The following is a 15,621-nucleotide window of genomic DNA, read 5'->3' as shown; positions in this document are numbered from 1 at the left end:
AACCCGCTTTACAATCCGCGAGAATTTATAAAAAATTTTGTGATTGTAGCATAAAATTACGCGCCATTTGCGCTAATTTTCTTTGTAAATTTATTTTGCAAATCATTTAGATTCGCGCCATCTATCAGCGCAAAAAGTGCGTTTGCGACATTTTCAAACACAGGGCGCAAAGTCTTTATTTCGTAATCGCTAAAATCGCCCAGCACAAAGTCAAGCACGGCGTTTTGGCTGTCCTTTTGCGGTTTGCCAATGCCTATGCGAATCCGCAAGTAATCCGCTCCCACTAGCGCGTCAATGGATTTTAGCCCATTATGCCCCGCATCGCCCCCGCCAATCTTAAAGCGCACCGCCCCCAAATTCAAGTCCAAATCATCGTGTAGCACGGCAATATCGGCGATATCGATTTTGTAAAAATCAGCGATTTCTTTAATCGCTTCGCCGGAGGCGTTCATAAAAGTTTGCGGTTTGGCAAAAATGACATTTTCGCATTTTAAAATTTCAGCGTTAAACTTCGCACTCATCGAAAAATCTATCGCACGATTTGGCGATTTCAAATGCGAAAATGGCGTAGAATCTCGCATAAGATTTGCCAAATCTTTAAGCTGTGAGATAAAAAAATCCAACGCCATAAATCCCGCATTGTGGCGGGTTTTAGCGTATTTTGGCGTGGGATTGCCAAGTGCTACGATTAGTTTCATAGATTTGCCTTAAAGATTCGCGCATTTTGCGTAAGATTCACGAGATTCACGCAAAAAATGCGCTAGATTCGCCGAATCTCACCACGAAAACCCCGCCGAATCTCACCAAAAAAAATCCCGCCGAATCTAAAATCACTTCGCCTTAATTACGCCCACCACAGCGACATCTGGCTTATCTAAAATCTTTATATTCGGCACTTCGGGTAAGTCTCGCACGAGCACCGCATCGCCCACATCTAGCGCACTTACATCGACTTTGATATGCTCTACCAAATCCTCCGCCTTGCATTTCACGCTTATGCGCTTTTTACTAAATAGCAACACGCCCTTATTTTTCACGCCAACCGCCGAGCCTTCAAGCCTTATGGGAATTTTATACTTTGCCACAACGCCTTTTTGCGCAAGAAGCAAGTCGATATGCAGTATTTTTGAAGTGACAGGGTCGCTTTGATACTCTTGCACCACGACATTATGGACTTCGCTGCCAATTTTTACATCAAAATTTACGCCCTTTTTTGCCTTAATCGCGCGGATGAAGTCATTTTCTTTGAAAGCGCAGTGGATATTTGTCGCGCCCTTGCCGTAGATATTTGCTATTAGATAGCCATCGTTTCGTAAAGCCCTGTTTGCGGACTTTGAAATACTCTCTCTAATAATCCCTTCTAACATTTCTAATCCTTTTTTGAAAAATAAAAGTGCGAATTATAGCATAGAAAATTTAAAGTTTTATTAGATTCTGCGAATTTATGTGAAGCGCAGAATCTAGCTAAATTTTAGCGCAAAAAGTCCAAAATTCGCAGAATCTAATATATTTTCACGCCAGATTCTGCGATTTATAAAACCCCACACCAAATTCGCAGAATCTAAGCAATCATTTTACTTCTATTCACTTTACTTCTGCCCCCCCCCCGTTTTGGTTTATGAAATTATTTAACGCCGCATTTAGCGATTGATTATCCGCCTTTGCCTTTTTCAAAATCGCCTCCAAAGTCTCCAAAGTTTTGGGCGACACATATTCTAGCAAATCAATAATTTCAGCGTATTTTTCTATATCATTGCAATAAAGTTTTTGCAAAATCTTTTGACTTTTAGATTCGCTAGAAAATAGCTCTTGCTCGTAGATATTGAGTGCTTCTGCGATATATGGGAGCAAATCCGCCTTTAGCTCAATGCTACCATTTAGATAGGCGTAAATGCTTGATTCGCTAGGAATCTCGCCTGTTTTATTGGCGCGGTATCCAAGTGCGATGATGCGATTTGCAAGTTCGCGCTTTGTCATATTTTTTGCCTTTAATGTGGCATTGATTCGCTCTAAAATTGTCATAACTTTGCCTTTTTTGTGATTTGCTATAAAAGTGTGATTATAGAATCTAAAATTAGCGATTAAAGATAATTTAATTATAGTTAAAATATAATTTTGGATTAAAAATTTTCAAAAAAGGACAATTTTATGGATTTGATTGAATTTGAACGAAAGTGGATTGAAAGATTTTCGCAAATTATCCCTATTAAAACTCTTCGCTATAAGATTAAAAATAAATTTTTTAGCGCATTAGAAGTATCGCTATCATCGGCTAAAAACGACATTTTGGAGCAATACGCAGAGCTAATCACGCCTACAAATGATAGAGAAAAACAAAAGCGAATCTTAAAGCAAAGCGTGCGTTTGGTAGAGATAGAAATCGCGTCATTTTGCAATCGTAAATGCTGGTTTTGCCCTAATTCGTTTGTGGATAGAAAGTCGCAAAGTATTGAGTTGCCCGAGCAAATATATTTACAAATTATCAATAATTTAGCAGAGATTGATTATAGTGGATTGTTAAATTTTCATAGATTTAATGAGCCTTTGGCGAATAAAGATTTAATCTTAAAGCGCATAAGTCAGGCGCGAAATGCACTGCCACACGCACAACTTGGCATTTTTACAAATGGTGATTATTTGGATAGGGATTATTTGGACGCTTTGAGAAAAGCTGGAATTACACTTATAATAATGTCGTATTATTTTGACAAAAATAGCGAATTTGACGCAGAATCTATAAAATCCGCAATGCAATCAAAGGCAAAAAAATTATCGCTAAACTATAAAGTTATGCGAAACGACATTGAGCAATATGACTTGCAATTACTTTATGAAGGCATTTATTTTGTCTATCAATGCTGGAATCCACGCATAGTAGGCGGTAATCGCGCTGGGTCAATCACAGATGAGCGCATTACAAAAAAGAAGCGCGATTTTCCCTGCTATTACCCACTGCGCGAGATTTTTATCGACTACAATGGGCTTGTGATGCCCTGCTGTAATATGCGTAGCGATGTGGAGGCGCACAAAAACTTTGTGCTAGGCGATGTTAGCAAAAGCGACTTATTTGCGCTGTTTATGAATGAAAACTTTATCAAAATCCGCAAGGATTTGATGAGCAACGCGCCAAAATACGCACCTTGCGAGTATTGCCACTATAAGCCAAATATATAAGATTTTGTAATGTTTGCAAACTAATCGCAAATCAAAGCACCTTTTTTTACATAGATTCTGCGATTCGCAGAATCTTAGAATTTGCACTAAAATCATTATAGATTCTGCGAAATTTCGCCATAACGCCCTAAATCGCAGAATCTCGCAGAATCTACCTCACAAAATCTATCACATTTAAAAAAAATCAAAGCAAAATTTTTATACAATTACAATCCGTGATTTTTAAAAATTGCATAAATTCGCAGAATCTAACCGCACATTTTTAAAAATCGCGTAAATTACTTCATAAAGGACAGAAATGAGTTACATCAAAAGCACGATAAAGTTAGTTAAGGACAAGTATCCAGCGCAGGGCGAGTTTCATCAAGCGGTGCAAGAGGTGCTAGAATCGCTAGAACCGCTACTAAAAAAAGAGAAAAAATACGAGCAGCACGCCATTTTAGAGCGACTTGTAATCCCTGATAGAGAGATTCATTTTCGCGTAACTTGGGTTGATGACAAAGGCAAAGTGCAAGTTAATCGCGCTATGCGAGTGGAGTTTAACTCCGCGATTGGACCATACAAGGGCGGTTTGCGCTTTCACCCGAGCGTAACTTCGGGGACGATAAAATTTTTGGGATTTGAGCAGATTTTCAAAAATTCACTAACCACACTTGCGATGGGTGGAGGCAAGGGCGGAAGCGATTTTGACCCCAAAGGCAAGAGCAATGGCGAAGTTATGCGCTTTTGTCAAGCGTTTATGACAGAGCTTCGCAGACACATTGGCGCACACACCGATGTTCCAGCGGGAGACATTGGCGTGGGCGGACGCGAAATCGGCTATCTTTTTGGGCAATATCGCAAGTTAGAAAATCGCTTTGATGGCGTTTTGACAGGCAAAGATTTGAAATGGGGCGGTAGTTTGGTGCGCACCGAAGCCACAGGCTATGGTTGCGTATATTTTGCGCAAGAAATGCTAAAAGCGCGTAAAAAAGACTTAAAAGGCAAAGTCTGCACCGTTTCAGGCAGTGGAAATGTGGCAATTTACACCGTGGAAAAATTGCAACAATTAGGCGCAAAACCCGTAACGATAAGCGATTCACGCGGAATGATTTATGACAAAGATGGCATTGACTTAAAATTGCTAAAAGAAATCAAAGAAGTCAAACGCGCAAGTTTGGAGGAATACGCCAAAGCACGAAAAAGCGCAGAATACACGCCTGTTAGCAAATACAAAAAAGGCGAAAATCCCGTATGGCATATCCCTTGCTTTGCGGCATTTCCAAGTGCTACGCAAAATGAGCTTAATTTGGCGGACGCAAAAGCATTGCTTAAAAATGGCTGTGAGTGCGTGAGCGAGGGTGCAAATATGCCTTCGACTATGGAAGCGGTGCACGAGTTTATCAAAGCAAAAATCGCCTATGGTCCGGGCAAAGCGGCAAATGCTGGTGGCGTGGCAGTTAGCGGACTAGAAATGGCGCAAAATGCAAGTATGACGCCTTGGACTTTTGAGGTGGCTGACAAGCGATTGCACGGCATAATGGAGAGCATTTTTCACAATGCAAATGAGACTGCAAAAGAGTTTGGACTAGCGGGGAATCTCGTGGCTGGTGCGAATATCGCAGGATTCCGCAAAGTGGCAGATGCGATGATAGAGCAGGGCATTTTGTAAGAAATTGCGCTTTTAGATTCGTGGCTAGATTCGCGCAAGCGCGAATCTAGCGCGATTTCGGGTGCGAATCGCGCAAAAAAATAAAAAGGATTTAGTTTTGCGAAAGATTTTTATGACATTTGGCATTTTTGTGGCGATATTTTTTAGCGCGTGTGCTGAGGTTAGCACAAAGTCGGTGTTTGAGGACATTCGATTCAAACCAAAAATCAGCATAAATTCTGTGAAACTAAAATCCATAAATTTAGATTCGCTAGTGCTTGAATCAAATATCACAATCGACAATTTTCTCCCGCTTAGCGTGAATATCAAGGATGCGATGATAAATATTTACTATGAAGATAAAATCATAAATTCTTACAAAATCAGCGACAAAACTACGCTTAAATCACGCTCCAAAAGCAATATCAATTTGGATTCAGATATTCGCATAAATGATTTGGTAAAGATGATAAAAGACTACACCACGCGCGATTCACTGCCCTTTAAGGTGGAGGTGGCAACAATGATTTTTGTCCCAAATAATGCAAAAGTGTTAAGCGAAATCACACAAAGCGACACGCTATTTGAGTATAATCTAAAAGAGCGATTTGAGATAGAAATCCCCACCATAAACCCAAAAATCTCCCTAAAAGAGGCAAATCTCGGTATTGATGGCGCAAAAGTCGTTGTCAATGTCAAAAACAACACAAAGGCAAAATTTTCGCTAGAAAATATCTCATATAAATTGCGCCTTGCGGGATTAGACTTTAATGGCGATGCAAAAAGCACAAAGCAAAGCGATGATAGCGTGGATATTATTATGGATAATTTTAATTTTTCGCTTCCAAAAGATAGCGTAAAATCCACAGGCGTGGATATTAACGCGAATCTGCAATTAGGCGATTTGCCATATAAAATCCCGCTAAAATTGCAAAAAGATTTTAAGTAGATTTTAGATTCGTGTGGATTTGTAGCGCAAGAAAAATTCAAAAAAATTATATTTTTTTAAGGTGGCAAAAATGACAATTTCGCAATTTCAAAAGCTAAAAGGGACGCGCAAAATCTCATCGATTACTGCTTATGACGCACTTATGGGCGGGATTTTTGATGGAGAAGTGGATATGATTTTGGTAGGCGATAGTTTGTCGATGAGCTTTGGTGGCAATGATGACACGCTCCCGCTGACTTTGCGTGATATGATTTACCACACAAAAGCCGTGCGAAAAGTGGTGAAAAACTCGCTTTTAATCGCAGATATGCCTTTTGGCACTTATTCAAATGCGCAAATCGCGCTAAAAAATGCGATTCGCCTATACAAAGAAACGGGCGCAGACGCGCTAAAACTCGAAGTAGGTGCAGACAAAATCGCACTTGTAAAAGAGCTAGTGGATAATGGAATCGCCGTTATGGCGCATATCGGGCTAAAACCGCAATTTTTTCGCGCTGAGGGCTATAAAGTGAGTGGCAAAAGCGATGATGAAAAAAACGCGCTGTTAGATTTGGCGTGTGCGCTTGAAAGCGTGGGCTGTTTTGGTGTGCTGTTGGAAGGCACAAAGGCTGATATTGCCACAAAAATTTCGCATTCGCTAAAAGTCCCTACAATCGGCATTGGCAGTGGCAGTGGGGTGGATGGACAGATTCTCGTGTGGAGCGATGCTTTTGGCTTTTTTAATAAATTCACGCCAAAATTTGTCCGCAAATATATGGATGGCGAATCCTTGCTAAAAGAGGCGATTCGCCACTTTGTCGCGGATATTAAAAATGGCGATTTTCCAAACGAAAATGAAAGTTATTAGGCTTTAATAGGCGCATCTAATGGCTCAAAAAATGCGATTGAAGCATTTAGACGCGCTAAAAGGGCGCAAAAATCTACTTGCTTTTAGCGGTGGCGTGGATTCAACTGCGCTATTTTTCGCGCTAATGTGCCAAAATATCGACTTTGATTTGGCAATGGTGGATTATGGTGTCCGCAAAAGCGCGAAAGATGAGCTAAAATATGGCAAAAAACTTGCAAAAAAATATCACAAAAAAATCTACATTTTTAAGTCGCCAAAAATTAAGCGCAATTTTGAAAGTGAAGCAAGGCGCGTGAGATATGTGTTTTTTGAGCGTGTGATTTTGGCGAAAAATTATGAAAATCTCATTTTAGCCCACCAGCTAAATGATAGATTTGAGTGGCTTTTAATGCAGCTAACAAAGGGCTGTGGGCTAAATTCGCTACTTGGATTTAGTAGCAATGTCGAATCTAGATTTTTGGAGTGCGAATCACAGATAGATTCGCGATTAGATTCGCATTTGGATTCGGCACCAGATTCGCACGCAAAAAATCGTCAAAATTATCGCATTATTCGCCCGATGAGCGAGATTTCACGATGTGAGATTGTGGCATTTTTAAAAAAGCATAAAATCAAATTTTTTGTGGATAGTAGCAATGAAAATGCAAAATTTAAGCGCAATTATTTTCGCAAAAATTTTGGCAATAAACTTGTAAAAAAATTTGGGCGCGGGATTGTGAAGTCGTTTCGATATTTGAGTGCGGATTTTGTCGCGCTGTATGGTAAAGTGCAAGTTTTGCAAATAAAGCATATTTTTTTAATCCCACGCGCTGATTTTGTGCCACTGCAACTTTTGGCACAAATCGATAGCGTTGCTAAAAAATTGGGCTATGTCATTAGCAAAAATCAGCGAGATGAGATTGTAAAAAGCGATTTTTCGTGCGTGGTGGGCGATAAAATTGTGATTGATAAAAACGCGGATTTTATTTTTATGTGCGCAAATGATTTGACAAACGCCCAAAAATGCGACAAAAAGTTTAGAGAAAAAATGCGAATCGCCCAAATCCCGCCAAAGATTCGCCCCTTTGTCGATGAAACCACGCTAGATTCGCTAAAAAATGCACTTAAAAATTAAAGAGTATTTATTTATCAATACTACTCACATCAACATAGCCTTCAAAATCAGTGCCGATAAGTCTTATAAGCTTTACTAAAATATACTCTTGATAAATATCATAAGTATCCATATCTGCGCTAAAAAATCCATACCAAATATTATCTAATTTGCCGTTATTTTCACAAAAAATGCTAACACCCATATTTTGATAAGCAACCACTTTTGTGTAAATATTGCTAATAGGTGTTTGAGTGGTAGTCGTTATGGTGCGACTAGGCTTATATCCATAAGGGCTAAAATTGCCGGGAATGTAAGTGCTGTGGGTGCTTGTTTTGTATGTGGTATAACTGCCCGTGTATGTTTGCGATGAAGGGCTTGTCTTAAATGTAACTCTACACGCGGTTTTTTGGCTATCTATATTAAATCCCGCTACTTTAAAACCCTCTAATGCCATTAACTCTCCAAGCAATCGCCCTAAATTTTTCTCCGATACGGTGGGCGTTTCGCTTGTATAGATGGCGATAGGTTCTTGTTTGTTAAAATGAAATTGTGGGTCTGATTCGGTTGAATAATACGCTACAACACTGCAACCGCTACAAAATACCAAACATAAGCACAATATAGCACAATGCAACAATTTCATTTACGCGTCCTTAATGTAAGGTTTGGCGAGATTATATCAAAATTTGATTTGTTTTGATTTGCGAAAACGAACACAAAAAAGACTTTGAACAAATAAAAAATGTTTTAGTGATAATGATTTGCAGATTGTAGATATAGATGCGATTCAAGGGAAAGAATTTCCCATCACTATTGTTTTGATAACAAAATCTCTTAATAAAAACTTACTTTATGTCGCTATTACAAGAGCGCAGTATGGGCTTACTATGATAAGTTTTGAAAATGATGTTACAAATGACAATATTGCAAGGTTAATACAGAGAAATGAAATATTACTTAATCTTTGATTAAAGGTTATTTTTATGCTTTGCTTTTAAAAATACAAGATTCGCCAATTTGTCGATGAAACCACGCTAGATTCGCTAAAAAATGCGATGGATTCTGCGAAAAATTTAGATTTTACAAAGGATAATTTATGCAAATTTCGCTAGATACATTTCTTATTTCAGACACGCATTTCGGGCAAAAGTCCGTCATCTCGCGGGAGAAAATCCGCTCACAAATCGCGGCGCATTTGGGTTACAAAAATCACTTTGATTTGCTCGTGGATAATTGGAATGCGCGGATTTCGCGGGGTGATTTGGTGTTGCATTTGGGCGATGTGTATTTTGGTAACGGACTAAAATATATCAAAAAACTAAACGGCAAAAAACGCCTAATCATCGGCAATAACGACATTAAAAGATTTGAAAAACTTCGTGCGCTAGGGTGGATGGCGAAAAATAAAGTCATTTTGCAAATCCCGCAAAAAAAATTTATCCGCCAAAAAATCGCCCAAAAATACAAAAACATTGAAGGCAAAATCTACCTAAACGCCCTTGTGTGCGATGTCGCGGGGGAGCGGATAATGTTTTCGCATTTCCCCGTGTTTGACAGAAAGAAAAAAGACAGATTCTGCGCTGTGCGGGATGTTTTGGACGATTATTATCGATTTTGCGAATGCTCGCTAAATATCCACGGGCACACGCACTCGCGCATAACCTCGCAACGATTTTGCGTAAATCTCTCGTGCGAGCAAACGCTACTCGCCCCGCTCACGCTAAAAGAAGCGATAAAAATGGCAAAGTAAATCGCAGAATCTAGGGCAGATTTTGGGATGAGATTCTGCGATTTGGGGCAGATTCTGCGATTTGCGTTTGATTTGCAGAATCTCGCACGAAAAATTTGTCATTGCGAGAATTTACGAAGTAAATTCGTGGCAATCTACGCTAGATTCTGCGAATTTCGTGTGAATCGCAGAATCTAAAAATCAAAATCTCGCAGAATCTCGCACGAAAAATTTGTCATTGCGAGACTTGCGAATGCAAGTCGTGGCAATCCACATTTATTTTTAGATTCTGCGAATTTGCTTTTAAGTTTGTCATTTTAAGCGAATGAAATAAGCGAAAAATCTCAAATTTCCCCTCCCCCCTCACTTGCGTTAGGGTGGCGCAGGGGTGGGTATATTTTTCGTATTAGATTCTGCGAATCTCATAAATTGCGTAGAATGCGGGATTTGACGCAGAATCTAAATTGTCATTGCGAGATTCTGCGATTCTGCACGAAATCGCAGAATCTACCCCCGCTTCGTCATTGCGAGTCCTTGCGATAACAAGGCGAAGCAATCTATTTTAGGCGACTTTTGGATTGGGGCAAATAGTGGGTTTTATGGCGAATCTAAATGCAAATCATTTATTGATTTTCTTTTGGAATATTTATTTTATTTTTCTTTTAGATTTGTGTGATTTGGACTGCTTCGGCACTTCGCGCCTCGCAATGACGAAGTGGGGCGTTGTTATTCGTCATTGCGAGCAAGCAAAGTGAGCGTGGCAATCTATGCTAGATTCTGCGAAATTGGGGCAGATTCTGTGAAATTATGGCAGTCTGCGATTTGTGTGTGATTTGCAGAATCTTGCACGAAAAAACGCAGAATCTGCATTACTCTCCGTCATTGCGAGATTTGCCTTTGGCAAATCGTGGCAATCCACATTTATTTTTAGATTCTGCGAAATCGCAGAATCTGCGGTGGATTTTCCGTCATTGCGAGGCAGTTTTAGCGTAGCGAAAACAACGAAGCAATCCAAAAAATAAAAATCTTGTCATTGCAAGAAGTCGCATTTGGGCGACTTCGTGGCAATCCAAAGATTCTGCGAATCACAGAATCTCTTTTATTTGAAATATTTTGAGATATTTCGGCGTTTTCAAAGTCTCAATATGACAAAATTGAATGTTAGATTCTGCGGTTTTATCGTCATTGCGAGGGCTTTTGCAATGCGAATCTTATCGCTCCACTTCGTCATTGCGAGTCCTTGCGATAGCAAGGCGAAGCAATCTATTTAAGGCGACTTTTGGATTGGGGCAAATGTGGGTTTTGTGGCGAATCTAAATGCAAATTATTTATTGATTCGCTTTTGTGACATTGATTTTATTTTTCTTTTAGATTTGTGTGATTTAGATTGCTTCGTTGCACTCGCTTTGCTCGTGCGCCTCGCAATGACGAAGTGGGGCGTTATTGTCCGTCATTGCGAGATTTTGCAACGCAAAAATCGTGGCAATCCATTAGGGAAATTCTGCATTTTAGACGAATCGCTTACTTGCAACGAAACTGCATTGATTTGCTTGATTTGGATGATTGCTTCACTGTGTTCGCAAAATTTATGGATTGCTTCGGCGAATCTGCGCTTCGCCTCGCAATGACGGAGATTTTGAGATTTTTCGCTAGTTTCACTCGCTCAAAATGACAATTTTGTTTGGATGGTTGCTTCGCTTTGCTCACAAATTCTACGGATTGCCACGACTTGCCTTTGGCAAGTCTCGCAATGACAAAAAAAATTACCCACCCCCTTAATCCCCCTCCGCAAGGGAGGGGGAGACAGAAAAAGCCCCTCCCCTTGCGGGAGGGGTTTGGGGTGTGGTTCTCACGCAAGGGAGGGGGAGAAAATGAGATTCTTCGCTTCGCGCTAGTAATGACATTTTTGACTAGATTCTGCGATTTTTGACTTTTTTCGTGCTAGATTCTGCAAAATTTTGTATTTTTTTATTAGATTCTGCGATTCGCAGAATCTCAATCGAAGTAGTTGCGATTTTTGCGTTAGTGAAAATAAAAAATAACTAGCGTCCCGCGCGGAAGTATTTTTAGGCGATTTCGTGGGTTGTGCCGAAAAATTCGAGCGAAAATAGGACATAAAGTCCATTGAGTGAGAATTTTTCAAACTCCCGCGAAATCGTCAAAAAGACAATCGCGCCTTTTATAACCCTCGACAGCGATACACTAACGCTGTTATATTCACTTCATTACTCGCCTTCAAACTATCATCCAAAATAATGCTATTGCCCGATGAGCGGACGCTAAACTTATTTTGATTGGTTAAAAAGAAAATTGTATCGCCACCGAGTTGATGCGCTTTATTTTTCGTATCGTTGATTGCGCCCTCATTTAGCTCGGACTCGCTAAAAAAGCCGTTGTTTGTTTGCGTCCCATACACTTCGCCCAAATATTGGCAATCTGGCGTAGGCTCGTTTGTGGTGATGCGGACAACTCGCGCATCAGAGTTCAAAATATTTATCGTGCTACTGCAACCCGCCAAAAACGCCACGCCAATCGCTAAAATTACTCTTTTCATATTCACTCTCCATTATTTAATTTTTGAAACTTAAAGCGCAACTCATCGATATTTTCCATATTATCGGGGTCTGGGATAATCGCATCCACAGGGCACACCAAAACGCAGTTTGGCTCATCGTAATGCCCCACGCACTCCGTGCATTTATCAGGGTCAATAATATAGATTGGGTCATTATCGTCAATCGCTTCATTTGGGCACTCTTCCCTGCACGCATCACAAGCGATACATTCATCATTTATCATCAACGCCATTTTGTATCCCTTTTTTAAAATTTTAAAATTGCATTTATAGCATAAAATTTATTTGAAATCTATAATATTTTGCAAAAAAATCAAAGATTTATTTGGCGCAGAATCTGCCAAAATTTTTGGCGCGATAAAAATATTTGCTTTTAGCGCGAAATGCTCCCTTGTCCGCGCCAAAATCGCCACTTCCATACCCAAATGATAAGCATACTCTTGCAATGCCAAAAGTGAGGATTTTGGCAAAATCATAGGCGATAAAATCACGCCATCCGCGCCAAATACGAGTGCTTCCAAAATTTGATATTTGGAGATAAAAATGTCACTTTGCAAAATCAAAAATGGCGTATATTTTCTAATATCCGCCACTAGCGAAATGTCCTTTTGCAAGGCGGTATTTGCGATGATTGCGGTAGATTCTGCGTTTTTTGACAAAGATTGCGCTTCTTTTAGGGATTTTATGGATTTGATTTCTGCGTTTTTTAGAGTGCTAAAATCGCGTGGTGGCAGTTGATTTAGGCATAAAGAACGCCCAAGCACGCCGAACTCCACTTCATCCATCCGCTTCTCAACAATGCTTTTTGCCCGTGAGATGGCGGACTGCAAGTAGATTTTATGCAAAATATTACTGCAAAAAAGATTTATTTTGTCAAGCATTTTTCTATCATCTCTAAATGTGTTTTGATTTCTGCTTCGCCTTCGATGACTTCGCGCGGAATGTCATCCATCACCGCTTTTGCCTTGCTACACTCGCCATTTTTAAAGTGCCCCCACGCAAGGGAGTCTAAATACGCGGGATTTTTCGCATCCGTTTTTAGTGCGCGTTTTACATAGGAAATCCCCTGCGCTATGTCGATTTCATAATCAATTAGCAAATATCCCAAATAATTTTCAAAAATGTGATTTGATTTGTCTTTCAGCGCAAGGGCGAGATTCTGCGTCACCTGCGGAATTACGGCATTTTTATCATCCGCACTTTCAAATTTTATAATCCCCAAAATGCCTAAATAATGATTATTTTTCGTATCATCAAATGCCCTCTGTGCTATGCTTTTAGCGCGCACATAGTCCTTTTTACTCAAATAAATATCGATGGCAAAGTCCGCTTCTAGCGCGTTTTCAAGTTCTACGATTTTATCAAAGCGATTTTGCAAAAAATATAATTTTGCCAAATTTTTGGCATTTGTCTGCGAGCCTTTACGCGCATAAAAGTCCGCAAACAGCGCATCTAACTTATCTAGCGCATTTGAGTTTGCGCCAAGCTCTAATAAAACCTGCGCAAACCCCTCCCCCATCTCATCGCCAAAATGCTCCCTAAATAACGCAGAATCTACCTCTCCACCTTGCAAATCAATGCTTGTTACAAACAGCAAAATGCTTTCATTTTTTTTGTCATTATAGGCGTTTAGTAAATGCTCCCTTGCGCGCTTTGCGTCATTTTTCTGTATATATAAATTTGCAAGGGCGATATTATTTATCTCGCTATTTTCAAGTGCCACGACTTTTTGCAAAATCTCAATCGCGCAATCTGTATCATCCCTTAACAGAAATGCTTTGATTTTTAGGACTTCCAAATTATTTGGAGCGATTTTCAAAAAAGTCTCCGCAGAATCTAGCGCGTCTTTGTGCTCTTTTAGGCGCATTAGCGCGAAAATCTTTTCTTTTAAATATTCGATTTTTTGCGTATTTTTATACAAAGTCTCATAAATCTCAATCGCCCTTTTATCCTCGCCCAAATCCACCGCATCTAGCGCGTCTAAAATGTATTTATCCTCGTCAAATTTCGCGCTAGATTCTGCGAAAACTTGCGAAAAAAGTAAGATTAGTGTTAAAAAAAGTGCTTTCATTTCGCAGAATCTGCCTTTTTCGCAGAATCTAGGGCAGATTCTGCGCCCTCAACTAAAATGCGTTGCGAAAAATACGCCTTTTTACCCTCAATCTCAAACTCCACCAAAACCTTCCAATCGCCCTTTTTTAGGGATAATTCCTTTGAAACTAACTCGCCATCTTTGATTTGCAACTCGCCTAAATCCAAATTTGCACTTGAATCCGCAAAGCGAGTAATAAAAACCTTGCTATTTTGTGGGACTACGCGATTATTCGCAGAATCTAAAATCTCATACCGCAGCGCATTTGGCGCAAGAAGCGGGGGCGATTTGCGAGTGACACTGCGCGCAAGCGGGACTTTCTCCGCCCCATTTAGCGCGAAAAACTGATATTTTGCCTCTAACTCATTTTGCGCCCTTAAAATCATATTGATATTCCTATCGACTTCCTGCTTCGTGGAAAAATACGCATTGTCATAATCGGGCTTGTATTTTAGCGAAATGTAAATTGTCGCTAATATCCCGCAACACATAATCCCAAAAAATATCGCAATGCCAAGCGGATAGTAGTTTTTATCTTTCATTTTGAAGTCCTTTTAAAAAAATAAACAAAGGCAAAAAGCCCAAGTAGTGAAAATAACATTAGATACAAAATGCCCTGCGCCACGAGCTTTGCGCCCTTTTCATTTTTGGCGATATTGTGCTTTATCTCTACGCCAAAATTTTGCGCGATTAAATCCACCGCCTCCACATAGCCATTGAAAACAACGGCTGATAGCGCACCTACTTCGCTGTCCTTTTGTGGCAACAACGGCACCATATATTCCCAATAAATCTTTTTTTTGTCATCTTTTGTGAGAATGGATTCATCGCTTGTGATTATATCGATTTTTTTTTGATTTTTTATCGCTATAATCGCCACAAACGGCGTTTGCAAATCTTTCATCAAATAGCCCTTAAAATTATCATAAATTTCAAAAACTTTGCCATTTTTGCTAGGCGAATCGATTGCCACTACATAAAGATTCACATTTGTTTTGTTAAAAAGCTCTAATGAAGTTTTGTTGATAAAATCAATGGTTTTGTCATTTAAAATCGATGGTTGTAAAACAAAAGGCTGTGGCGCAGAATCTTTTGGGGTAGATTCTGCGATTTGTGAGATTTTCGCAGAATCTGCAAGTATAGATTCTGCAAAAATGATATTAAATAATAGGATTCCACGCAGAATCCACTTGCAAAAAACACCCAAATTATACCAAAAACAAAAACATATTTGGGATAAACGCAATCACAATCGAAGCGAGTGCCAAAATCACTAGCAACCCAAAAAGTGCCTTTTCTACGACATTATAATCCATTTCGCACCCCCTATTTTTGCTTGTAATGCTCTGCATTCGCAGAATCTATCATCGTTGCTTTTTGTGCGTCAATGCTGTAATAATTTGTCGCTTCCGCCTTTTGGACACCCACAGCGATAAATCCTAAAATCCCCACAATCGCCAAAAGTAGCACGACTGCGAGAAAAAATCCGCTCAATCCATTCAAACTAAAATATCCGCCATTCATCTTTC

Annotated in this window: 27 protein-coding genes; 12 read left to right on the top strand and 15 right to left on the bottom strand. The window is 39.7% G+C overall.

The features are described from left to right. Nucleotides 1-56 precede the first annotated feature (56 nt). The 3 genes from pth to ACWIUE_RS07255 form a co-directional block, all read right to left on the bottom strand. Nucleotides 57-698: an aminoacyl-tRNA hydrolase gene (gene pth, locus ACWIUE_RS07265; RefSeq protein ID WP_454136056.1), complete on the bottom strand. Its 642-nt coding sequence runs from the start codon at nt 696-698 to the stop codon at nt 57-59. 132 nt (nt 699-830) lie between these two features. Next, complete coding sequence (locus ACWIUE_RS07260; RefSeq protein ID WP_454136055.1) at nt 831-1,367, bottom strand: 50S ribosomal protein L25/general stress protein Ctc; 537 nt, start codon at nt 1,365-1,367, stop codon at nt 831-833. Nucleotides 1,368-1,584: 217 nt separating this feature from the next. After that, nucleotides 1,585-2,022: a helix-turn-helix domain-containing protein gene (locus ACWIUE_RS07255; protein WP_454136054.1), complete on the bottom strand. Its 438-nt coding sequence runs from the start codon at nt 2,020-2,022 to the stop codon at nt 1,585-1,587. A 126-nt stretch (nt 2,023-2,148) separates the two neighbouring features. Between ACWIUE_RS07255 and ACWIUE_RS07250 the strand changes: the two genes are divergently transcribed. The 5 genes from ACWIUE_RS07250 (at nt 2,149) to tilS (ending at nt 7,714) form a co-directional block, all read left to right on the top strand. Then, on the top strand, nt 2,149-3,174 hold the full coding sequence (locus ACWIUE_RS07250; RefSeq protein WP_454136053.1) for a radical SAM/SPASM domain-containing protein: 1,026 nt from the start codon (nt 2,149-2,151) through the stop codon (nt 3,172-3,174). 298 nt (nt 3,175-3,472) lie between these two features. After that, nucleotides 3,473-4,825, top strand: coding sequence for an NADP-specific glutamate dehydrogenase (gdhA, locus tag ACWIUE_RS07245; protein WP_454136052.1), 1,353 nt, complete (start codon nt 3,473-3,475; stop codon nt 4,823-4,825). 97 nt (nt 4,826-4,922) lie between these two features. Next, on the top strand, nt 4,923-5,753 hold the full coding sequence (locus ACWIUE_RS07240) for a hypothetical protein (RefSeq protein ID WP_454136051.1): 831 nt from the start codon (nt 4,923-4,925) through the stop codon (nt 5,751-5,753). A 70-nt stretch (nt 5,754-5,823) separates the two neighbouring features. Then, a complete protein-coding gene (gene panB / locus ACWIUE_RS07235; protein ID WP_454136050.1) occupies nt 5,824-6,600 on the top strand; it encodes a 3-methyl-2-oxobutanoate hydroxymethyltransferase in 777 nt (258 codons plus the stop codon). 19 nt (nt 6,601-6,619) lie between these two features. Further along, entirely contained in the window at nt 6,620-7,714 is a 1,095-nt protein-coding gene (gene tilS, locus ACWIUE_RS07230) for a tRNA lysidine(34) synthetase TilS (protein ID WP_454136049.1), read from the top strand. Nucleotides 7,715-7,721: 7 nt separating this feature from the next. Here the strand turns inward: tilS and ACWIUE_RS07225 are convergent, their stop codons facing one another. After that, nucleotides 7,722-8,339: a hypothetical protein gene (locus ACWIUE_RS07225; RefSeq protein WP_454136048.1), complete on the bottom strand. Its 618-nt coding sequence runs from the start codon at nt 8,337-8,339 to the stop codon at nt 7,722-7,724. Between the two features lie 118 nt (nt 8,340-8,457). Here ACWIUE_RS07225 and ACWIUE_RS07220 point away from each other — a divergent pair, with 118 nt between their 5' ends. The 3 genes from ACWIUE_RS07220 (at nt 8,458) to ACWIUE_RS07210 (ending at nt 9,623) form a co-directional block, all read left to right on the top strand. Next, complete coding sequence (locus ACWIUE_RS07220; protein ID WP_454136047.1) at nt 8,458-8,664, top strand: ATP-binding domain-containing protein; 207 nt, start codon at nt 8,458-8,460, stop codon at nt 8,662-8,664. A gap of 128 nt (nt 8,665-8,792) precedes the next feature. Then, nucleotides 8,793-9,446: a metallophosphoesterase family protein gene (locus ACWIUE_RS07215; protein ID WP_454136046.1), complete on the top strand. Its 654-nt coding sequence runs from the start codon at nt 8,793-8,795 to the stop codon at nt 9,444-9,446. Between the two features lie 27 nt (nt 9,447-9,473). Further along, a complete protein-coding gene (locus ACWIUE_RS07210) occupies nt 9,474-9,623 on the top strand; it encodes a hypothetical protein (RefSeq protein ID WP_454136045.1) in 150 nt (49 codons plus the stop codon). A 37-nt stretch (nt 9,624-9,660) separates the two neighbouring features. Here ACWIUE_RS07210 and ACWIUE_RS07205 read toward each other — a convergent pair whose 3' ends face one another. Then, nucleotides 9,661-9,792, bottom strand: coding sequence for a hypothetical protein (locus tag ACWIUE_RS07205; RefSeq protein ID WP_454136044.1), 132 nt, complete (start codon nt 9,790-9,792; stop codon nt 9,661-9,663). 39 nt (nt 9,793-9,831) lie between these two features. Then, nucleotides 9,832-9,981 (bottom strand): hypothetical protein, encoded by a 150-nt coding sequence (locus tag ACWIUE_RS07200; protein ID WP_454136043.1) that lies wholly within the window; start codon nt 9,979-9,981, stop codon nt 9,832-9,834. A 34-nt stretch (nt 9,982-10,015) separates the two neighbouring features. Here ACWIUE_RS07200 and ACWIUE_RS07195 point away from each other — a divergent pair, with 34 nt between their 5' ends. Next, entirely contained in the window at nt 10,016-10,180 is a 165-nt protein-coding gene (locus ACWIUE_RS07195) for a hypothetical protein (protein ID WP_454136042.1), read from the top strand. 50 nt (nt 10,181-10,230) lie between these two features. Here ACWIUE_RS07195 and ACWIUE_RS07190 read toward each other — a convergent pair whose 3' ends face one another. Further along, on the bottom strand, nt 10,231-10,440 hold the full coding sequence (locus tag ACWIUE_RS07190) for a hypothetical protein (protein WP_454136041.1): 210 nt from the start codon (nt 10,438-10,440) through the stop codon (nt 10,231-10,233). Nucleotides 10,441-10,583: 143 nt separating this feature from the next. Here ACWIUE_RS07190 and ACWIUE_RS07185 point away from each other — a divergent pair, with 143 nt between their 5' ends. The 3 genes from ACWIUE_RS07185 (at nt 10,584) to ACWIUE_RS07175 (ending at nt 11,355) form a co-directional block, all read left to right on the top strand. Then, nucleotides 10,584-10,742, top strand: a complete 159-nt coding sequence (locus ACWIUE_RS07185) for a hypothetical protein (RefSeq protein WP_454136040.1) — start codon at nt 10,584-10,586, stop codon at nt 10,740-10,742. Nucleotides 10,743-10,812: 70 nt separating this feature from the next. After that, complete coding sequence (locus tag ACWIUE_RS07180) at nt 10,813-11,097, top strand: hypothetical protein (protein ID WP_454136039.1); 285 nt, start codon at nt 10,813-10,815, stop codon at nt 11,095-11,097. A 9-nt stretch (nt 11,098-11,106) separates the two neighbouring features. Beyond that, nucleotides 11,107-11,355 (top strand): hypothetical protein, encoded by a 249-nt coding sequence (locus ACWIUE_RS07175; protein ID WP_454136038.1) that lies wholly within the window; start codon nt 11,107-11,109, stop codon nt 11,353-11,355. Here ACWIUE_RS07175 and ACWIUE_RS07170 read toward each other — a convergent pair. From ACWIUE_RS07170 to ACWIUE_RS07135, 8 genes are all read right to left on the bottom strand, one after another. After that, the gene (locus tag ACWIUE_RS07170) at nt 11,317-11,568 is read right to left on the bottom strand and encodes a hypothetical protein (RefSeq protein ID WP_454136037.1); all 252 of its coding nucleotides are present in this window, start codon (nt 11,566-11,568) and stop codon (nt 11,317-11,319) included. The two genes, ACWIUE_RS07175 and ACWIUE_RS07170, sit on opposite strands and share 39 nt — an antisense overlap. Before the next feature lie 36 nt (nt 11,569-11,604). After that, a complete protein-coding gene (locus ACWIUE_RS07165) occupies nt 11,605-11,979 on the bottom strand; it encodes a DUF4156 domain-containing protein (protein ID WP_454136036.1) in 375 nt (124 codons plus the stop codon). A 2-nt stretch (nt 11,980-11,981) separates the two neighbouring features. Beyond that, complete coding sequence (locus ACWIUE_RS07160) at nt 11,982-12,233, bottom strand: YfhL family 4Fe-4S dicluster ferredoxin (RefSeq protein ID WP_454136035.1); 252 nt, start codon at nt 12,231-12,233, stop codon at nt 11,982-11,984. Nucleotides 12,234-12,281: 48 nt separating this feature from the next. After that, the gene (locus ACWIUE_RS07155) at nt 12,282-12,881 is read right to left on the bottom strand and encodes a hypothetical protein (RefSeq protein WP_454136034.1); all 600 of its coding nucleotides are present in this window, start codon (nt 12,879-12,881) and stop codon (nt 12,282-12,284) included. After that, nucleotides 12,866-14,071: a tetratricopeptide repeat protein gene (locus tag ACWIUE_RS07150; protein WP_454136033.1), complete on the bottom strand. Its 1,206-nt coding sequence runs from the start codon at nt 14,069-14,071 to the stop codon at nt 12,866-12,868. The genes ACWIUE_RS07155 and ACWIUE_RS07150 overlap by 16 nt, the downstream gene beginning before the upstream one ends. After that, nucleotides 14,068-14,634: a hypothetical protein gene (locus tag ACWIUE_RS07145; protein WP_454136032.1), complete on the bottom strand. Its 567-nt coding sequence runs from the start codon at nt 14,632-14,634 to the stop codon at nt 14,068-14,070. The genes ACWIUE_RS07150 and ACWIUE_RS07145 overlap by 4 nt, the downstream gene beginning before the upstream one ends. Next, a complete protein-coding gene (locus ACWIUE_RS07140) occupies nt 14,631-15,299 on the bottom strand; it encodes a hypothetical protein (RefSeq protein WP_454136031.1) in 669 nt (222 codons plus the stop codon). The genes ACWIUE_RS07145 and ACWIUE_RS07140 overlap by 4 nt, the downstream gene beginning before the upstream one ends. Nucleotides 15,300-15,418: 119 nt before the next feature. Further along, nucleotides 15,419-15,616, bottom strand: a complete 198-nt coding sequence (locus ACWIUE_RS07135) for a DUF4006 family protein (RefSeq protein WP_454136030.1) — start codon at nt 15,614-15,616, stop codon at nt 15,419-15,421. Between the last annotated feature and the right edge of the window lie 5 nt (nt 15,617-15,621).

This window comes from Helicobacter sp. 23-1045 (assembly GCF_053654655.1).
The sequence above is the reverse complement of the archived record's forward strand: the minus strand, read 5'-3'. Positions and strand labels throughout refer to the sequence as shown.